General features: G+C 63.1%; 18 protein-coding genes. 9 read left to right on the top strand and 9 right to left on the bottom strand.

What is annotated here, in order from left to right:
• Position 1: 1 nt before the first annotated feature.
• A complete protein-coding gene (grxD, locus tag ABIA96_RS26135) occupies positions 2 to 328 on the bottom strand; it encodes a Grx4 family monothiol glutaredoxin (RefSeq protein ID WP_354139912.1) in 327 nt (108 codons plus the stop codon).
• Positions 329 to 567: 239 nt separating this feature from the next.
• Here grxD and egtB point away from each other — a divergent pair, with 239 nt between their 5' ends.
• Both egtB and egtD read left to right on the top strand, forming a co-directional pair.
• The gene (egtB, locus tag ABIA96_RS26130; protein WP_354140052.1) at positions 568 to 1,866 is read left to right on the top strand and encodes an ergothioneine biosynthesis protein EgtB; all 1,299 of its coding nucleotides are present in this window, start codon (positions 568 to 570) and stop codon (positions 1,864 to 1,866) included.
• A 60-nt stretch (positions 1,867 to 1,926) separates the two neighbouring features.
• The gene (gene egtD / locus ABIA96_RS26125; protein ID WP_354139911.1) at positions 1,927 to 2,898 is read left to right on the top strand and encodes an L-histidine N(alpha)-methyltransferase; all 972 of its coding nucleotides are present in this window, start codon (positions 1,927 to 1,929) and stop codon (positions 2,896 to 2,898) included.
• Between the two features lie 13 nt (positions 2,899 to 2,911).
• Here the strand turns inward: egtD and ABIA96_RS26120 are convergent, their stop codons facing one another.
• Together ABIA96_RS26120 and ABIA96_RS26115 are read right to left on the bottom strand one after the other, a co-directional pair.
• Entirely contained in the window at positions 2,912 to 4,105 is a 1,194-nt protein-coding gene (locus ABIA96_RS26120; protein ID WP_354140051.1) for a low temperature requirement protein A, read from the bottom strand.
• Positions 4,106 to 4,144: 39 nt separating this feature from the next.
• On the bottom strand, positions 4,145 to 4,381 hold the full coding sequence (locus tag ABIA96_RS26115; RefSeq protein WP_148751469.1) for a BolA/IbaG family iron-sulfur metabolism protein: 237 nt from the start codon (positions 4,379 to 4,381) through the stop codon (positions 4,145 to 4,147).
• A 212-nt stretch (positions 4,382 to 4,593) separates the two neighbouring features.
• Here ABIA96_RS26115 and ABIA96_RS26110 point away from each other — a divergent pair, with 212 nt between their 5' ends.
• Positions 4,594 to 4,953, top strand: a complete 360-nt coding sequence (locus ABIA96_RS26110; protein WP_354139910.1) for a DUF427 domain-containing protein — start codon at positions 4,594 to 4,596, stop codon at positions 4,951 to 4,953.
• 66 nt (positions 4,954 to 5,019) lie between these two features.
• Entirely contained in the window at positions 5,020 to 5,583 is a 564-nt protein-coding gene (locus ABIA96_RS26105) for an alpha/beta hydrolase family protein (RefSeq protein ID WP_354139909.1), read from the top strand.
• 19 nt (positions 5,584 to 5,602) lie between these two features.
• On the opposite strand, the gene ABIA96_RS26100 is transcribed toward ABIA96_RS26105, so the two are convergent.
• Positions 5,603 to 5,776: a DUF1328 domain-containing protein gene (locus tag ABIA96_RS26100; RefSeq protein ID WP_148742381.1), complete on the bottom strand. Its 174-nt coding sequence runs from the start codon at positions 5,774 to 5,776 to the stop codon at positions 5,603 to 5,605.
• A gap of 184 nt (positions 5,777 to 5,960) precedes the next feature.
• Between ABIA96_RS26100 and ABIA96_RS26095 the strand changes: the two genes are divergently transcribed.
• Complete coding sequence (locus ABIA96_RS26095) at positions 5,961 to 7,151, top strand: acyltransferase family protein (protein WP_354139908.1); 1,191 nt, start codon at positions 5,961 to 5,963, stop codon at positions 7,149 to 7,151.
• Positions 7,152 to 7,166: 15 nt separating this feature from the next.
• On the opposite strand, the gene purL is transcribed toward ABIA96_RS26095, so the two are convergent.
• Positions 7,167 to 9,377, bottom strand: a complete 2,211-nt coding sequence (gene purL, locus ABIA96_RS26090; protein ID WP_354139907.1) for a phosphoribosylformylglycinamidine synthase subunit PurL — start codon at positions 9,375 to 9,377, stop codon at positions 7,167 to 7,169.
• Positions 9,378 to 9,561: 184 nt separating this feature from the next.
• Between purL and ABIA96_RS26085 the strand changes: the two genes are divergently transcribed.
• Together ABIA96_RS26085 and ABIA96_RS26080 are read left to right on the top strand one after the other, a co-directional pair.
• The gene (locus tag ABIA96_RS26085) at positions 9,562 to 10,041 is read left to right on the top strand and encodes a PaaI family thioesterase (protein WP_354139906.1); all 480 of its coding nucleotides are present in this window, start codon (positions 9,562 to 9,564) and stop codon (positions 10,039 to 10,041) included.
• A gap of 74 nt (positions 10,042 to 10,115) precedes the next feature.
• Positions 10,116 to 11,075 (top strand): DMT family transporter, encoded by a 960-nt coding sequence (locus ABIA96_RS26080; protein ID WP_354139905.1) that lies wholly within the window; start codon positions 10,116 to 10,118, stop codon positions 11,073 to 11,075.
• Between the two features lie 74 nt (positions 11,076 to 11,149).
• On the opposite strand, the gene purQ is transcribed toward ABIA96_RS26080, so the two are convergent.
• Genes purQ through purC form a run of 3 tightly spaced genes read right to left on the bottom strand, consistent with a single transcriptional unit; the run spans position 11,150 to position 12,871 of the window.
• Positions 11,150 to 11,851: a phosphoribosylformylglycinamidine synthase subunit PurQ gene (gene purQ / locus ABIA96_RS26075; RefSeq protein WP_354139904.1), complete on the bottom strand. Its 702-nt coding sequence runs from the start codon at positions 11,849 to 11,851 to the stop codon at positions 11,150 to 11,152.
• The gene (gene purS, locus ABIA96_RS26070; protein WP_015685059.1) at positions 11,851 to 12,090 is read right to left on the bottom strand and encodes a phosphoribosylformylglycinamidine synthase subunit PurS; all 240 of its coding nucleotides are present in this window, start codon (positions 12,088 to 12,090) and stop codon (positions 11,851 to 11,853) included. The genes purQ and purS overlap by 1 nt, the downstream gene beginning before the upstream one ends.
• Before the next feature lie 13 nt (positions 12,091 to 12,103).
• Positions 12,104 to 12,871: a phosphoribosylaminoimidazolesuccinocarboxamide synthase gene (gene purC, locus ABIA96_RS26065; RefSeq protein ID WP_208866972.1), complete on the bottom strand. Its 768-nt coding sequence runs from the start codon at positions 12,869 to 12,871 to the stop codon at positions 12,104 to 12,106.
• A 322-nt stretch (positions 12,872 to 13,193) separates the two neighbouring features.
• Here purC and ABIA96_RS26060 point away from each other — a divergent pair, with 322 nt between their 5' ends.
• Both ABIA96_RS26060 and purB read left to right on the top strand, forming a co-directional pair.
• Positions 13,194 to 13,517, top strand: a complete 324-nt coding sequence (locus tag ABIA96_RS26060) for a DUF1476 domain-containing protein (protein WP_354139903.1) — start codon at positions 13,194 to 13,196, stop codon at positions 13,515 to 13,517.
• A gap of 94 nt (positions 13,518 to 13,611) precedes the next feature.
• Complete coding sequence (purB, locus tag ABIA96_RS26055; protein WP_354139902.1) at positions 13,612 to 15,042, top strand: adenylosuccinate lyase; 1,431 nt, start codon at positions 13,612 to 13,614, stop codon at positions 15,040 to 15,042.
• 58 nt (positions 15,043 to 15,100) lie between these two features.
• Here purB and cynS read toward each other — a convergent pair whose 3' ends face one another.
• On the bottom strand, positions 15,101 to 15,592 hold the full coding sequence (cynS, locus tag ABIA96_RS26050) for a cyanase (protein WP_354139901.1): 492 nt from the start codon (positions 15,590 to 15,592) through the stop codon (positions 15,101 to 15,103).
• Positions 15,593 to 15,608: the final 16 nt, after the last annotated feature.

Here is a 15,608-nt window from a genome sequence, read left to right as displayed (position 1 = left end):
ATCAGGCCGCGATCGCGACACCCTTTTCGGAGAAGAGCTGCTGCAATTCACCGGCCTGGAACATCTCGCGGATGATGTCGCAGCCGCCGACGAACTCGCCCTTCACGTAGAGCTGCGGAATGGTCGGCCAGTTCGAGAAGTCCTTGATGCCGTTACGGAGCTCGGCGGATTCGAGCACGTTGAGGCCCTTATAACCGACGCCGATATGGTCGAGGATCTGGACCACCTGGCCGGAGAAACCGCACTGCGGAAATTGCGGCGTACCCTTCATGAACAGAACCACGTCGTTCGACTTCACTTCGTTGTCGATGAATTCCGCGATGCTCATATCCGTGTCCTTTTGGGGCAGAGCCCTCACCAATTGCTTCGGGCCGGCTCAGCCGATCTAACCCGATACCTGCCTATATATGTAGCCCAAACCGTTGTGCATCCAAAGTAAAATGGCGGCGAACAGCCTCTGGGGACCGGGCCTGATGGCCCCGGCCCCATTGCATGATGGCACGAATATCATCGCCGGGGAGGACTTTCATACCGTCACGGAGCCCCTATCTAGGACGAACCTTGGTTTTGGAACCGGGTATCGCCAACAACGTTCTCTTGTGCTGCCTGGAGAAAAACGTGACGAAACAAGCCTCCGCACCGGCCAGTCCGCCGCTTTCGTCACCCACTTCCGACCAGGGCAGCCTTGCCCAGCGGCTTCAGGACTCCTTTCTTGCCGTCCGTAACGAGACCGAGCGTCGGTCAGCGCCGCTCTCGCCCGAAGACCAGCAGATCCAGTCCATGCCGGATGCGAGCCCCGCAAAATGGCATCGGGCCCATACCACCTGGTTCTGGGAGCAGTTCCTGCTCGGCGCGCACGCCCCTGGCTACCAGCCCTTCCACCCTGACTTCGCCTTCCTGTTCAATTCCTATTACGTCAGCGCCGGCCCCCGCCATGCCCGCAATCATCGCGGCGACATCACCCGGCCCAGCGCCAACGAGGTCGGCGCCTATCGCAGTCATGTCGATGCGGCGGTCGTCAAATTCTTCCGCGAGGCTGGAGAAGACAAGCTCCGCGCTCTGGCGCCACTGGTCGAGGTTGGGCTGAACCACGAGCAGCAGCATCAGGAATTGATGTTGACCGACATCCTGCACGCCTTCGCGCAGAACCCTGTCTATCCGGCTTACGACACGAACTGGCGCTTTCCGGCCGCGACGGGCACCGGCGACGACTGGCTGACGCTCAACGAAGGCATCCACACCGTCGGCCACGTCGACGATAGCTTCCATTTCGACAACGAGAAGCCGGCGCATCGGGCTCTGGTCGGCCCCGTGAAGGTCGCGCGCAATCTCGTCACCAATGGCGAATGGCTCGCCTTCATGCGCGATGGCGGCTACCGGGCCGCGACGCTGTGGCTGATGGACGGCTTCGCCGCCGCCAGCAAGGAAGACTGGCAAGCTCCGGGCCATTGGCGCGAGGTCGATGGCGGATGGCAGGTGATGACGTTGGCCGGCCTCAAGCCGGTCGATCCCAACGCGCCCGTCTGCCATGTCAGCTATTACGAAGCCGATGCGTTTGCGCGCTGGGCCGGAAAGCATCTGCCGACCGAGACGGAGTGGGAGGTCGCGGCTCGCGCCGGCCAGCTCAACGACGCCTTCGGGATCGTCTGGCAGTGGACGCGTTCTTCGTATTCACCCTACCCCGGATACCGCGCCATTGAGGGCGCGCTCGGCGAGTACAACGGCAAGTTCATGGTCAACCAGCTGGTGCTGCGCGGCTCCTCACTTGCGACGCCCGACGGTCACAGCCGCGTCACATATCGCAACTTCTTCTATCCGCACCACCGCTGGCAATTCACGGGATTGCGGCTCGCCGATTACGTCTGAAGTCTTTGAAGTCTCATCCGACGACAACCGCGCGCCGGACAGCGCGTTCAGGAGAGTATCATGAATGTGCACGCCAGCGCTTTGGCCGAAGCCCATCTCCCCGACGAGCAGACGACTGCCTTCGCCCGCGAGGCCATCGGGGACCTCTCGCAGCAGCCGAAAAAGCTGTCGCCGAAATATTTCTACGACGCAACCGGATCGGAGCTGTTCGAGGCAATCACACGCCTGCCGGAATATTATCCGACGCGCACCGAGCTATCGATCCTGAAGGAGCGTGGCAGTGAAATCGCAAAAATCATCCCGGAGCATGCGGCGCTGGTCGAGTTCGGCGCAGGCGCGACGACAAAAGTCCGGTTGCTGCTGAATCACTGCAAGTTCGCGGCCTATGTCCCCGTCGATATCTCCGGCGACTTCCTGCAAGCGCAGGCCAACGGGCTGAAGCGAGATTTCCCCTCGCTCGGCATTTATCCGGTGGCCGCCGACTTCACCACGCCGTTCGAGCTGCCCAAGGCCGTCGCATCGATGCCCAAGGTCGGCTTCTTCCCGGGCTCGACGATTGGCAATTTCGAGCCGCTGGAGGCGCAGGCGTTTCTGAAGAGTGCCCGTCAAATCCTGGGTCGAGGCGCGCAGATGATCATCGGTGCCGACCTGGAGAAAGAGGAGCGCCTGCTCCACGCCGCCTATAACGATGCGGCCGGCGTCACCGCGCGGTTCAACCTCAATGTGCTGGTGCGGATCAACCGCGAGCTCGGCGGCAATTTCGATCTGTCCGCCTTCACCCATGGCGCGATCTACAATCAGGCGCGCCATCGGATCGAGATGCACCTGATCAGCCGAAAGAGCCAGACCGTGCGCCTGCTCGGCACCAGCTTCTCGTTCAAGCCGGGCGAGAGCATTCACACCGAGAACAGCTACAAATACAGCCTCGAGCGCTTTGCTGCGCTGGCGCAAGGCGCCGGCTGGCGTGTGCGCGAGAGCTGGACGGACGCGGCGAAGATGTTCTCGGTGCACGCGCTGGAGGCGGCGGAGTGAACACTCGGGGAGCTTAACGCTCCTCGGCTTCTTCCGGCTTCGTTCCCAGCGACACCGATTCCCACACCGCGACGACGACCATGATCACGCTCGTCGCGACCGACAGCCAGAGCGGCGAGAGATCGGCGGCGAACCACCACAGTGCCATCAGCAGGATGATGCCGATGCCGTGGGACAGCTGGAGGAAGCCGCGGATCGAGTGCTTGAACAGAATGGTGCCGACCAGGAACACCAGCGGTCCACCAATCGTGCTCACGATGGTCCTGACGTCGGAATGCCCCGTCGGATGTTTGAGTACCAGTTCATCCGCCACCGCGGTCAGGATGATGCCGGCGACGATCGGCATGTGCAGATAGGTGTAGGCGATCCGCGCAAGGCGGCCAGACTCTGCGGACTTCGAGAGCAGCTCTGAGCCCGCCTCCGCGCCCTTGTGGAAATAGACCCACCACATGGCGATGGCGCCGACCAGCGCGGAGACGAAGGCGAGAATATTCTGCGCGGTCCAGTCCAGCTCGGCAAAGGTCGCGCCGTTGACGACGACGGCTTCGCCCAGCGCGATGATGATGAAGCCGGCGCAACGCTCGGCCATGTGGCCGCCCTCGACGGCCCAGGCATCGACTGACGAGAAGCCCAGTTTCGGCACCCAGAAGCGCACCGCGGGCGAGACGTATTCGATCGTTAGCGCCACGATCCAGAACCACAGCCTCTCCTCACCATGGGCGAGACCGCCAAGGATCCAGAAGACTGCCGAGCAGGAAAGCCAGACCAGAATGCGGATCGCATTGTGCCGCACGGCGGTGCGATGACGCGGGGTCACAAGCAGCCAGAAGGCCGTGCGCCCGACCTGCATGGTCGCGTAGGCGATGGCAAACCAGAGGCCGCGGCCGTCGAACGCGCCCGGGATCGTCGTCGACAGGACCAGGCCGCCGAGCATCATCAGGAAGATCAGGATGCGGACCGGCGTCAGCTCGGGGTTGAGCCAGTTAGTGACCCAGGCGGTGTAGACCCAGACCCACCACACCGCCAGGAACAGCAGCGTAACCTCGACCGCGCCGAGCGGCGTGAAGTGGTGCAGCAGCGTGTGCGAGATCTGCGTGACGGCGAAGACGAAGACGAGGTCGAAGAACAGCTCGGCATTGGTGACGCGGCTCGGCTGGTTCGGCACGATCACGCGAAACATCGCGCCGCGCGGATTGTCAGCCGCCATCATCGTCCCCGTCGCGCGATCAGGTCAGGTGCAATCTATTCAAGTGCTTGGTACGCCGGTTTGCAGCGCCAGCGCATGCAGCACACCGCCCATCTGGCCCTGCAGGGACCGATAGACAATCTGGTGCTGCTGGACGCGGGATTTGCCGCGGAATGATTCCGAGATTACGGTCGCGGCATAGTGGTCGCCATCGCCGGCGAGGTCACGGATGGTCACCTCGGCATCGGGGATTGCGGCCTTGATCATCGCCTCGATATCGTGGGCGTCCATGGGCATTCGGGTCTTGCTCCTTGTGTCGGCTGCCATGCAGCCTCGGCGTCGAATCGTTGCCGGGATCCGGATCTGTAACGCCAAACTCGCCGGCAGGGCGAAACTTAGCGTGAACGGCCTTCTACGTCACGCCTTCAGGCACTATATCCGTGATCCCATCAGGATAAAGGCACGACAAAGTGCCGCGCACGGCAGATTGATCGAAAAGGCGTGAAATCATGAAGCTTCCAGGTCCGGACCATCCCATCACCATCACCCAGAACCCCCGTCGCGTGCGCGTCACGGCCGGCGATGTCGTGATTGCGGAGAGCACCAAGGCGCTGACTCTGAAAGAGGCCAAATATCCGGCGGTGCAATATGTCCCGCGGGAGGATGCCAATATGGCGCTGCTGGAGCGCACCGACCGCACCACACATTGCCCCTACAAGGGGGATGCCAGCTATTACAACATCAAGGCCGACGGCAAGACGCTCGACAACGCCATCTGGACCTACGAAACGCCCTTCCCCGCGATGACCGAGATCACCGGCCATCTCGCCTTCTATCCGGACAAGGTGAAGATCGAGGAAGTGGGCTAAGCTCACTGGCGCTGTGACGCCGGGGCGATCGTCGGTCGCCTCCTCCCAGTCGACACAAGGCACGAGATGCCGCGCAAGGCCGCCAGACTGATTGGGGTCTCGTTGCTGGGAGTGGCCAGCGTGCGCCTGCAACAGCTCGCGACAGCCTCCGACGATCGTGAGGCCTTGGCGGAATTGGCGCCGATCGCGTCACAGCCGACCCTCACCCCGGACAATCGCCTGATCGCGGACAAATGGAGCAAGAGGCTCGGTCTGCCGCCCGCCGATGGTTTCCGGTTCGCCGGTCCCGTCCCGCCGCTCTTCATGCCGGATGTCTCGCTGCTTGATTTGTACAATTGGCGCAGGGGCGCCGCCTTCTCGGCCAAATATCTGACCGGGCGGAACGGGCCGATGTTTCAGAGCGATATGGCCTCAATCGGGTTCGAATTTGCGATCCCGATGTTCTTCATTCAGGGCGATGCGGATGGCGTGACGCCGGGCGAACCCGCCGAGCAATATTTCAAAGAGATCACCGCCCCGCATAAGGAATTTGTATGGGTTAGCGGTGGCGATCATTTCATTGCGTTCGACCGCGCCGACGAATTTCTGGCAGAACTGGAGGCCCGCGTGATGCAGTTCACGCGCAATTGAACGCCGAGGCGCGGCCCCGCTACGCCCGGAAGATCGTCAGCCCGAGTATCAGCAGCACCAGGAAGATCACGACGAAGATGTAGAACAGGAAGCGGGCAACATCGGCCGAGGCGGCCGAGATGCCGGTGAAGCCGAGCACGCCCGCCACGATCGAAATCAGCAGGAAGATCAATGCCCATTTCAAGATTGTCATCGCCAGCTCCGCGACACTGGCCACCGCAATCGGTGACCCTCACCCGTTTCGGAAACGCTAACCGCGTTGTGCAGAACTGGTTCCTAGACGCACGACTGAAGGTTGTCGCGGCACAAACTGCCCTTGCTGAATCGGGTTCCCGGCGGCAGAGTCCGGCCGGGACAGAAACGCGACCGGGGCAACCATGAGCACGATCTCACAGTCAGCGACGATTGGCGCCGAAGCGCATGCTGCGCCAAAAAGCAAGACGCGCAACCTGTCGCTCGATCGCGCCCGCACCTTCCTGACGCTGGTGGTGCTGCTGCACCATGCTGTCATCCCCTATACCTATTTCGGTCATACCGACCCGACGTCCTTCTTCGGCTTCGACATGATCGTGCTCGCCACCGACAGCTTCTTCATGGCGATGTTCTTCTTCCTGTCGGGCTTGTTTGCGTGGTCAGGCATCGCCCGCAAGGGAGCGCGGAGCTATTTGGCAGATCGCCTGCTGCGGCTTGGGCTGCCGTTCGTGATTTGCGCATTCACGATCATTCCGCTCGCCTATTACGCGATTTCGCTCCGGCACAATCCCGAGATCGGCTTCTCGGAATTCTGGTGGAATATGGTCACGAAGGGCCCGTGGCCGAGCGGGCCGATCTGGTTCCTCTGGGTCCTGTTCGCCTTCGACGTGGTTGCCTGCATCCTGCATCGACTGTCACCCAACCTGCTCGATCCGATCAATCGCCTTTCGCTGCACGGCCGCCGCCGGCCAGCGGTGTTTTTCGCGGTCATGCTTGCCGTCACCGCAGCGTTCTATGTCCCCGGACTGATGTATTTTGGGCCAAGCAGCTGGTTCGAGTTCGGGCCGTTCTCGGTGCAGCACGGGCGCGTGATGCTTTATGCGAGCTACTTCTTTTTCGGTGCCGGCATCGGCGTCGCGAATTTGGACCGCGGACTGCTCGCGGCTGACGGCCGGATGGCAAAGGTCAGTTGGGACTGGATGGTCCTGGCGATCGTTCCCTATTGCCTGCTCTGGCTGCTTATCTTCATCAAGCGCGCAATACTGGGAAATCCGTCACCGCAGCCGAACTGGTATGAGGGGCTCTATGCCATCTGCTTCGCTGTCTTCAGCGTGGCCATCATGTTTCTGATCCTGGCCTTTTTCCAGAGGTTCAAACAATCGGGCTCGGCCAGGCTACTCGATCCGATGCAGGCGGACGCCTTTGGCATATTTCTGGTGCACTACCCGATCGCGCTTTGGCTGCAATACTGGCTGTTCGACTATAACCTGCCAGCGATCGTCAAGGCGACGATTGTATTCGTGCTGACGGTCGCGTTCAGTTGGGTGCTGACGCGCGCCTTGCGCCAGATCCCCGGGGCAACGAGGGTGCTGTGAGTTTGTGAAGGCGGCTCACGCCGCCTTCCCGCCCATATAATCCGGCAACCAGCGCTCGTGCGACGTCCGCAAGCTCTCGATCGACACAGGCGCCTCGCCCGCGATCGCGATCGCATCGCCGCCGGTGGTGCCGATCCGCGCGCAGGGCACCTCGCAGCCGCGCATCTTGGCGAGCACGCGGCCGGCTTCCGTTTCCGGCACGGTGACGAGATAGCGCGCCTGGTCCTCGCCGAACCAATAGGCCTGTGGCACGAGCGAAGTCGGTGCTGCCAGCAGCTTTGCGCCGATGCCGCTTGCCATCGCCATTTCGGCGAGCGCGATCAGCAGGCCACCGTCGGAGAGGTCATGCACGGCAGTCGCAGTGCCCGCATGGATCATGCCGCGCACGCAGTCGCCGTTGCGCTTCTCGGCGGCAAGATCGACCGGCGGCGGCGCGCCCTCCTCGCGACCGCAGACGTCGCGCAAGTAGACGGACTGGCCGAGCCAACCGTGGGTGTCGCCGATCAGGAGGATCGCCTCGCCCTCGGCCTTGAAGGCGAGTGACGCAGACTTGGTGAAATCGTCGAGCAGGCCGACGCCGCCGATCGAGGGCGTCGGCAGGATCGCGCGGCCGTTGGTCTCGTTGTAGAGCGAGACGTTGCCGGAAACGACCGGGAAGTCGAGCGTGCGACAGGCTTCCGAGATGCCCTTCAGACAGCCGACGAACTGGCCCATGATCTCGGGGCGCTCAGGATTGCCGAAATTGAGATTGTCGGTGATCGCGAGCGGCTTGCCGCCGACCGCGGTGATGTTGCGCCAGGCTTCCGCCACCGCCTGCATGCCGCCCTGATAGGGATCGGCCTCGCAATAGCGCGGCGTGACGTCGACGGTCAGCGCCAGGCCCTTCGGCCCGTCCTGCACGCGCACGACGGCGGCGTCGCCGCCGGGGCGCTGCATGGTGTTGCCGAGGATGACGTGGTCGTACTGCTCCCAGACCCAGCGCTTGCTGCACATGTCGGGCGTGCCGATCAGCTTCTCCAGCGCTGCACCGAGCGCCATCGGCGCGGGCACCTCGCGCGCATGCACGATCGGCACCGCGGTGGAGGGAACATGCGGACGGTCATAGAGCGGCGCCTCGTCGCCGAGCTCCTTGATCGGCAGATCGGCCATGACGTCGCCGCCGTGCTTGACCACGAAGCGCTTGCTCGGCGTGGTGTAGCCGACCACGGCGAAGTCGAGGCCCCATTTCTTGAAGATCGCCTCGGCCTGCTTTTCCTTCTCGGGCTTGAGCACCATGAGCATGCGCTCCTGACTCTCCGAGAGCATCATCTCGTAGGCGCTCATGCCGGTCTCGCGGGTCGGCACCGCGTCGAGATCGAGATCGACGCCGAGATCGCCCTTGGCACCCATCTCGACCGCCGAGCAAGTCAGGCCCGCCGCGCCCATGTCCTGGATCGCGATGACGCAGCCTTGCTCCATGATCTCGAGGCAGGCTTCGAGCAGAAGTTTTTCGGCGAAGGGATCGCCGACCTGCACAGTCGGACGCTTCTCCTCGGACTTGTCGTCGAATTCGGCCGAGGCCATCGAGGCGCCGTGGATGCCGTCGCGGCCCGTCTTGGAGCCGAGATAGACGATCGGCATGTTCACGCCGGAGGCGGCCGCATAGAAGATCTTGTCGGTATCGGCGAGGCCGACCGCCATCGCGTTGACGAGGATGTTGCCGTCATAGCGGGTGTGGAAGCGCACCTGGCCGCCGACCGTCGGCACGCCGAAGGAATTGCCGTAGCCGCCGACGCCTGCGACCACGCCGGACACGAGATGTCGGGTCCTGGCATGTTCGGGAGCGCCGAAGCTCAACGCGTTGAGGCAGGCGATCGGGCGCGCGCCCATGGTGAAGACGTCGCGCAAAATGCCGCCGACGCCGGTGGTCGCGCCCTGGTAGGGCTCGATGTAGCTCGGGTGGTTGTGGCTCTCCATCTTGAAGACCACCGCCTGGCCATCGCCGATGTCGATCACGCCCGCGTTCTCGCCGGGGCCCTGGATCACCCAGGGCGCCTTGGTCGGCAGGCCCTTCAGATGGAGGCGCGAGGATTTGTACGAGCAGTGCTCGTTCCACATGGCCGAGAAGATGCCGAGCTCGGTGAAGGTCGGCTCCCGCCCGATCAACTTCAGGATGCGCTCGTACTCGTCGGGCTTGAGCCCGTGGGCGGCAATCAGCTCGGGGGTGATCTTGGGTTCGTTCTTCATGGATTCGGGGCTTTCGGCGGGCGTTTGGCCGTTCTTAGGAACATCGGGGGCTCACGAAAAGCCCTTTATGACGCATTTTCCCGCTGTCCCACGTTTTGCAGGGAGGGTCGGCGGGAACAGGAATTGCAAGGCGGTGACGGATCGGATTTAAGGGCTAAAGACCCGTAATTGAAGGCCCATTTCCTTGCACGAATTGACCAAAGTCCCCTCCACCCGCCGCCCTGACCTGCACGTCGCCACCGAGGGCGAGTTCAGGGGTTGGCGAACCTGGATCCGCGACAGTTTTGAGAGCCATATCGGCCCGTTCTGGCACAAGATCGAGGACAACGGCAGCGTTCGCTCGGCCTTCCGCGTCGAGAAGAAGCACCTCAACGGCTCTGGGAACGTCCATGGCGGCTGCTTCATGGCCTTCGCCGACTATTGCCTGTTTGCGATCGCCACCCACGAGCTGGATGGCCCGGCCGTGACCACCAATTTCGCCTGCGATTTCCTCGATGCGGCCCGCGAGGGCGAGCTGGTCGAATGCACAGGCGAAGTCTCTCGCGCCGGCGGCTCACTGATCTTCCTGCGCGGCAAGCTGACCTCAGCAGGCCGGCCGCTGTTCACGTTCTCCGGGACGATCAAGCGGGTGAAGCGGAAGCCGGCACTGCAGGCAAACGCATAGCTCCGCACCTTCCCTTTTCGCACCCCCTCGCCCGCAGTTGCGGACAGCGCTGGAGCGCGGGGAGCAGAAACAAGGTGCCGCAGAGCACATCGTCAGGCCGCACCACGGCCGCCGTATCGTCATCGCCATCCATGACCGTCACGGGTGCGCGCAACTGGCGCGACTACGCGCTGCTGTTCGCGCTCGCCTGCTGCTGGAGCTCGACCTACCCGCTGGCAAAGCTCGCGCTTCCCACCATCCCGCCGGTGACCTTCATCTCGGTGCGCTCGCTGATCGCGGCCGCCTTCCTGTTCGCGATCCTGTGGATGCGCGGCGTCAAGGTCCCGACCGACGCCAAGGCCTGGAAGCTGTTTGCGACCCAGCAACTGATCAACTCGACCTTTCCGTTTCTGGTCATCACCTGGTCGCAGCAATATGTGCCGGCGTCGAACACGGTGGTGCTGGCCTCGACGACGCCGATCTTCGCCTTCCTGATCACCTCGCTGGTCACGCGGCACGAACCGGCGACACTGCTGAAGCTCCTGGGCGCGATCCTCGGTCTCGCCGGCACCATCGCCATCATCGGGCTCGATGCGCTGCGCGGTTTCGGCAGCGAGATCGTGGCGGAGATCGCGATCCTGCTCGCCACCATCTCATTTGCTTGTGCGACGATCTTCGGCCTCCGGCTCTCCGATTACGACCCGATGGTGGTGGCGGCCGGCTCGCTGCTGTTCGGCGGCCTCCTGCTGCTGCCGCCTTCGCTGATCATCGACCAGCCCTGGGCGCTGCACCCGACCCCAACCGCGATTGTCGCCACCATCGTCATGGGCATCGTCTCCAGCGCGCTAGGTCTGATGCTGTTCTACATGTGCCTCGGCCGCCTCGGCACGCTAACCACGAACGCGCAGGGGTATCTGCGCATCCCGATCGGCGTCGCGCTGTCGGTGCTGCTGCTCGGCGAGAGCGTGCCGTCGAACCTGGCGATGGGACTGCTGCTGGTGATGGCCGGGGTTGCCGCGATGACGGTGCCGGCGGAGCGGCTGAAGCTGCGCTAGTGCGAACCGCTACGGTTTGGCGTCGTCCGCCAGCATCACCATCGCGATCGGCAATGCCGGCACAACGAACGAAATCACGCGGCCTTTTCCAGATGCGCGGTGAGGCCTGCGAACAGGCCGCGACCGTCGGTGCAGCCCATGATGTCTTCGACGTGGTTCTCGGGGTGCGGCATCATTCCGAGCACGTTGCCCTTGTCGTTGACGAGGCCGGCGATGGAATGCGCCGCGCCATTGATGTTGTGGCTCTCGTCGACCGCACCGTCGGCCGAGCAATAGCGATAGAGCACGCGTCCCTCGCCCTCGATGCGCTTGATGGTCTCTTCGTCTGCCTCGTAATTGCCCTCACCGTGCGCAACCGGCACGCGGATCACCTGGCCGGCATTGTAGCCGCGGGTGAACGGGGTATCGGAGCGCTCGACGCGCAGATGCACGTCCTTGCAGATGAATTTCAGCTGCGCATTGCGCATCAGCACGCCCGGCAGAAGTCCGGATTCGCAGAGGATCTGAAAGCCGTTGCAGACGCCAAGGACGAGCCCGCCCTTGGCCGCATAATCGCGCACCGCGTCCATCACCGGCGCCCGCGCTGCAATCGCGCCACAGCGAAGATAGTCGCCGTAGGAGAAGCCGCCGGGAACGACCACGAGGTCCGTGCCTGCCGGCAGCGACGGCTCGGCGTGCCACACCATCGCAGGCTCATGGCCCGAGATGAGCTTCAGCGCGCGAGCCATGTCGCGTTCGCGATTGATTCCGGGGAAGACGAGGATGGCGGCCTTCATCAGAGCAGCTCGACCCGATAGTTCTCGATCACGGTGTTGGCGAGCAGCTTGTCGGCGGCGTCCTTCAGCGCGGCTTCCGCCTTGGCCTTGTCGGCGCCGGCGAGCTCGATGTCGAACACCTTGCCCTGACGGACGCTGGCGACGCCGTCGACGCCGAGCGACTTCAGCGCGCCTTCGATGGCCTTGCCCTGCGGATCGAGGATGCCCGTCTTCAAGGTAACGGTAACACGTGCCTTCACGTCATAATCCTCTTCAGCTCTTCACCAGCACCGGACCGGAACCCACCGGCCGCTCGTTCTCCATGAGGATGCCGAGCCGCTTGGCAACTTCGGTATAGGCCTCGAGCAGGCCACCGAGATCCCTGCGGAAACGATCCTTGTCGAGCTTCTCGTTCGACTTGATGTCCCACAGACGGCAGCTATCCGGCGAGATCTCGTCGGCGACGATGATGCGCATCATCTCGTTCTCGAACAGCCGGCCGCACTCCATCTTGAAGTCGACGAGGCGGATGCCGATGCCGAGGAAGAGGCCGGTGAGGAAGTCGTTGACGCGGATGGCGAGCGCCATGATGTCGTCGATCTCTTGCGGCGTGGCCCAGCCGAAGGCGGTGATGTGCTCTTCCGACACCATGGGGTCGTTGAGCTGATCGTTCTTGTAATAGAATTCGATGATCGAACGGGGCAGCTGGGTGCCCTCCTCGATGCCGAGGCGCTGCGACAGCGAGCCGGCGGCAACGTTCCGCACCACCACCTCGAGCGGCACGATCTCGACCTCGCGAATCAACTGCTCGCGCATGTTGAGGCGGCGGATGAAGTGGGTTGGCACCCCGATGTCGTTGAGGTGCTGAAACAGGTACTCCGAGATCCGGTTGTTGAGGACACCCTTGCCCTCGATCACCTGATGCTTCTTCGCATTGAACGCGGTGGCATCATCCTTGAAGTGCTGGATCAGGGTACCGGGCTCCGGACCTTCATAAAGAACCTTTGCCTTGCCTTCATAAATGCGACGCCGACGGCTCATTGGGATGTACCGTGTTTTGTTGAAATCCATGTGTTTGGTTTGCTCCGGTTACCAGGTTACGACCCACAGCGGAGCTGCCGTGAACGACCTGGAACCCCATCCGAATCCTTGGAAACAGAACGGGAACCAAGCCTTTAGGCAACCTATCCGATTGGCTGTCCGAGCACAATCGATCCGGCCCATCCGACGCTGACTTATACCACCTTGCCTGCGGCTTTACGGCTCGTTGTTTCGCCGATTCGTGCCCCCTATCTAGGCATGCGCAGGGGCCCTCGCAACGAGGGCCGCCGCGTCCGGCAGCCGCAAAGGAATTGGAAGACGCATGAGCGAATTCAACAAGCGCGAGGAAGGCTTTGAGAAGAAGTTTGCCCTCGACGAGGAGCAGAAATTCAGGGCGGAGGCCCGCCGCAACCGGCTGCTGGGGTTGTGGGCGGCCGAAAAGCTCGGAATCACCGGCGAAGCCGCCACCGCCTATGCCAAGGAGGTGGTCGCCGCGGATTTCGAGGAGGCCGGCGACGGCGACGTCCTGCGCAAGGTCATGGCCGATTTCGCGGCCAAGAACGTCGCCCTCACCGAACAGGCGATTCGTGGCAAGATGAACGAGCTGGTCGCGGTCGCCGCCGCCGAGTTGAAGGCCGGAAAATAAGCTTAACAGCGAGCGGTGGATGGCCACGGAAGGCCTCCCTGCCGCTCGCCCTCTCGGGCTTGCGGCCAGCCCCCGGCAATGCCAAATGGGCGGCATGTCCCAAGATCACATTTCGAACGTCCTCGCCCAGCGCTATGCCTCGCCCGCCATGCGCGCCATCTGGAGCGGCGAAGGCAAGGTCCGCCTCGAACGCGACTACTGGATCGCCGTGCTGAAAGGCCAGCGCGATCTCGGCATTCCCGTGCCCGATGGCGTGGTCGAGGCTTACGAGCGCGTCAAAGACCAGGTCGACCTGGCCTCCATCATGCGGCGCGAGCGTATCACCCGCCATGACGTGAAGGCGCGGATCGAGGAGTTCTGCGATCTGGCCGGTCATGAGCACCTGCACAAGGGCATGACCAGCCGCGACCTCACCGAGAACGTGGAGCAGCTGCAGGTCTACCGCGGGCTGCAGCTGATCGAGACCAAGAGCATCGCCGCGCTCATTCGCTTTGCGAAGCACGCCAAGCAATTGCGTGACATGCCGTTCACCGCGCGCACGCACAACGTCGCCGCGCAGGTCACGACGCTCGGCAAGCGCATCGCCATGTTCGGCGAGGAGATGCTGGTTTCGCATCAGAGCCTGGTCAACGTGCTGGACACCTATCCCGCGCGCGGCCTGAAGGGCGCTGTCGGTACCCGACTCGACCAGATCACCTTGTTCAACGGCGATGCCGGCAAGGCCCGCGCGCTCGAACAGCGCATTCTCGTCCACCTCGGCCTGCCCAAGAGCTTTGATGCGGTTGGCCAGGTCTATCCGCGCAGCCTCGACTTCCGCGCGGTCAGCGTCCTCACCGAGCTTGCCAGCGGTCCCGGCAACTTTGCCAAAACCATCCGCCTGATGGCGGGCCATGAGCTCGCCAGCGAAGGTTTTGCCAAGGGCCAGGTCGGCTCGTCCGCGATGCCGCACAAGATGAACAGCCGCTCCTGCGAGCGCATCAACGGCCTGCATGTCGTGCTGAAGGGCTACCTCGCCATGGCCGCCGGCCTCGCCGGCGATCAGTGGAACGAAGGCGACGTCTCCTGCTCGGTCGTCCGCCGCGTCATGCTGCCCGATGCGTTCCTCGCCATGGACGGCCTGCTCGAGACCCTGCTGTCCGTGCTCGACCAGATGGAAGTGTTCGACGCCGTCGTCGCGAACGAGCTCAATCGTTACCTGCCCTTCCTGCTGACCACCACGGTGATGATGGAAGCGGTCAAGAAAGGAGCTGGCCGCGAAGGCGCCCATGAGGCGATCAAGGAGCACGCGGTCGCGGCCATTCGCGACCTACGCACCGGCAAGATCGTGCAGAACGATTTGCTGCAGCGTCTCGCTGCCGATCAGCGCCTCGGCTTGAGCGAAGCCGAACTGCAGCGCGTGCTCGATCACGGCCGCGCCAATTCCGGCGATGCCGGCGCCCAGGTCGATTACTTCGCCGAGCAGGTTGACGCGCTGGCGAAGGCGAAGCCTGAGGCGGCCAGGTACACGCCGGGCGCGATCCTGTAAGCCAATGGTGAGTGGCGAGTAGCGAACGGAGCTGATTCCATTCGCTACTCGCAATTCGCTATTCGCCCTCCTTAAAGCCGTACTCCGGCACATTGCCGCTGGCGCCGTAATATTTGTACGGCAGGAATTTGCCGCTCATGGTGATCTTGACGCGATCACCCTTGGGGTTGGCGATGCGTTCAATACCCATGTCGAAGTCGATCGCCGACATAATGCCGTCGCCGAATTCTTCCTCGATCAGCGCTTTCCAGGCCGGACCATTCACCATCACCATCTCGTAGAAGCGGTAGATCAAGGGATCGGTCGGCGGCATCGCCGTGCCGGTGCCGCGCATCGGCACCTCGTTCAGCATGGCGGTCTCGGACTTGGACAGGCCGAACAGCTCGCCGGCATTCGCCGCCTGCGGTTTTGTCAATTTCATCTGACCGAGAATTGCACCGACAATCAGCACCTCCGCATAGCCGCCGATCTGCTCGCAGATGTATTTCCAGCTCCAGCCCTTCTCGCGCTTGATGTCGAGCAGCTTTTCCGTGAGGTCTTCGCGTTTCATATCAGGGTCTCCCTTG

Source organism: Bradyrhizobium sp. LB11.1, assembly GCF_040549385.1.
Lineage (GTDB): Bacteria > Pseudomonadota > Alphaproteobacteria > Rhizobiales > Xanthobacteraceae > Bradyrhizobium.
Note: the sequence above shows the minus strand (reverse complement) of the source record. Positions and strands in the feature narration are given on the sequence as shown.

Bases quoted from the DNA above. Each gene is read 5' to 3' on its own strand.
- grxD (WP_354139912.1), bottom strand. From the start codon at position 328: ATGAGCATCGCGGAATTCATCGACAACGAAGTGAAGTCGAACGACGTG.
- egtD (WP_354139911.1), top strand. From the start codon at position 1,927: ATGAATGTGCACGCCAGCGCTTTGGCCGAAGCCCATCTCCCCGACGAG.
- ABIA96_RS26120 (WP_354140051.1), bottom strand. From the start codon at position 4,105: ATGGCGGCTGACAATCCGCGCGGCGCGATGTTTCGCGTGATCGTGCCG.
- ABIA96_RS26115 (WP_148751469.1), bottom strand. From the start codon at position 4,381: ATGCCCATGGACGCCCACGATATCGAGGCGATGATCAAGGCCGCAATC.
- ABIA96_RS26110 (WP_354139910.1), top strand. From the start codon at position 4,594: ATGAAGCTTCCAGGTCCGGACCATCCCATCACCATCACCCAGAACCCC.
- ABIA96_RS26105 (WP_354139909.1), top strand. From the start codon at position 5,020: ATGCCGCGCAAGGCCGCCAGACTGATTGGGGTCTCGTTGCTGGGAGTG.
- ABIA96_RS26100 (WP_148742381.1), bottom strand. From the start codon at position 5,776: ATGACAATCTTGAAATGGGCATTGATCTTCCTGCTGATTTCGATCGTG.
- ABIA96_RS26095 (WP_354139908.1), top strand. From the start codon at position 5,961: ATGAGCACGATCTCACAGTCAGCGACGATTGGCGCCGAAGCGCATGCT.
- purL (WP_354139907.1), bottom strand. From the start codon at position 9,377: ATGAAGAACGAACCCAAGATCACCCCCGAGCTGATTGCCGCCCACGGG.
- purQ (WP_354139904.1), bottom strand. From the start codon at position 11,851: ATGAAGGCCGCCATCCTCGTCTTCCCCGGAATCAATCGCGAACGCGAC.
- purC (WP_208866972.1), bottom strand. From the start codon at position 12,871: ATGAGCCGTCGGCGTCGCATTTATGAAGGCAAGGCAAAGGTTCTTTAT.
- ABIA96_RS26060 (WP_354139903.1), top strand. From the start codon at position 13,194: ATGAGCGAATTCAACAAGCGCGAGGAAGGCTTTGAGAAGAAGTTTGCC.
- purB (WP_354139902.1), top strand. From the start codon at position 13,612: ATGTCCCAAGATCACATTTCGAACGTCCTCGCCCAGCGCTATGCCTCG.
- cynS (WP_354139901.1), bottom strand. From the start codon at position 15,592: ATGAAACGCGAAGACCTCACGGAAAAGCTGCTCGACATCAAGCGCGAG.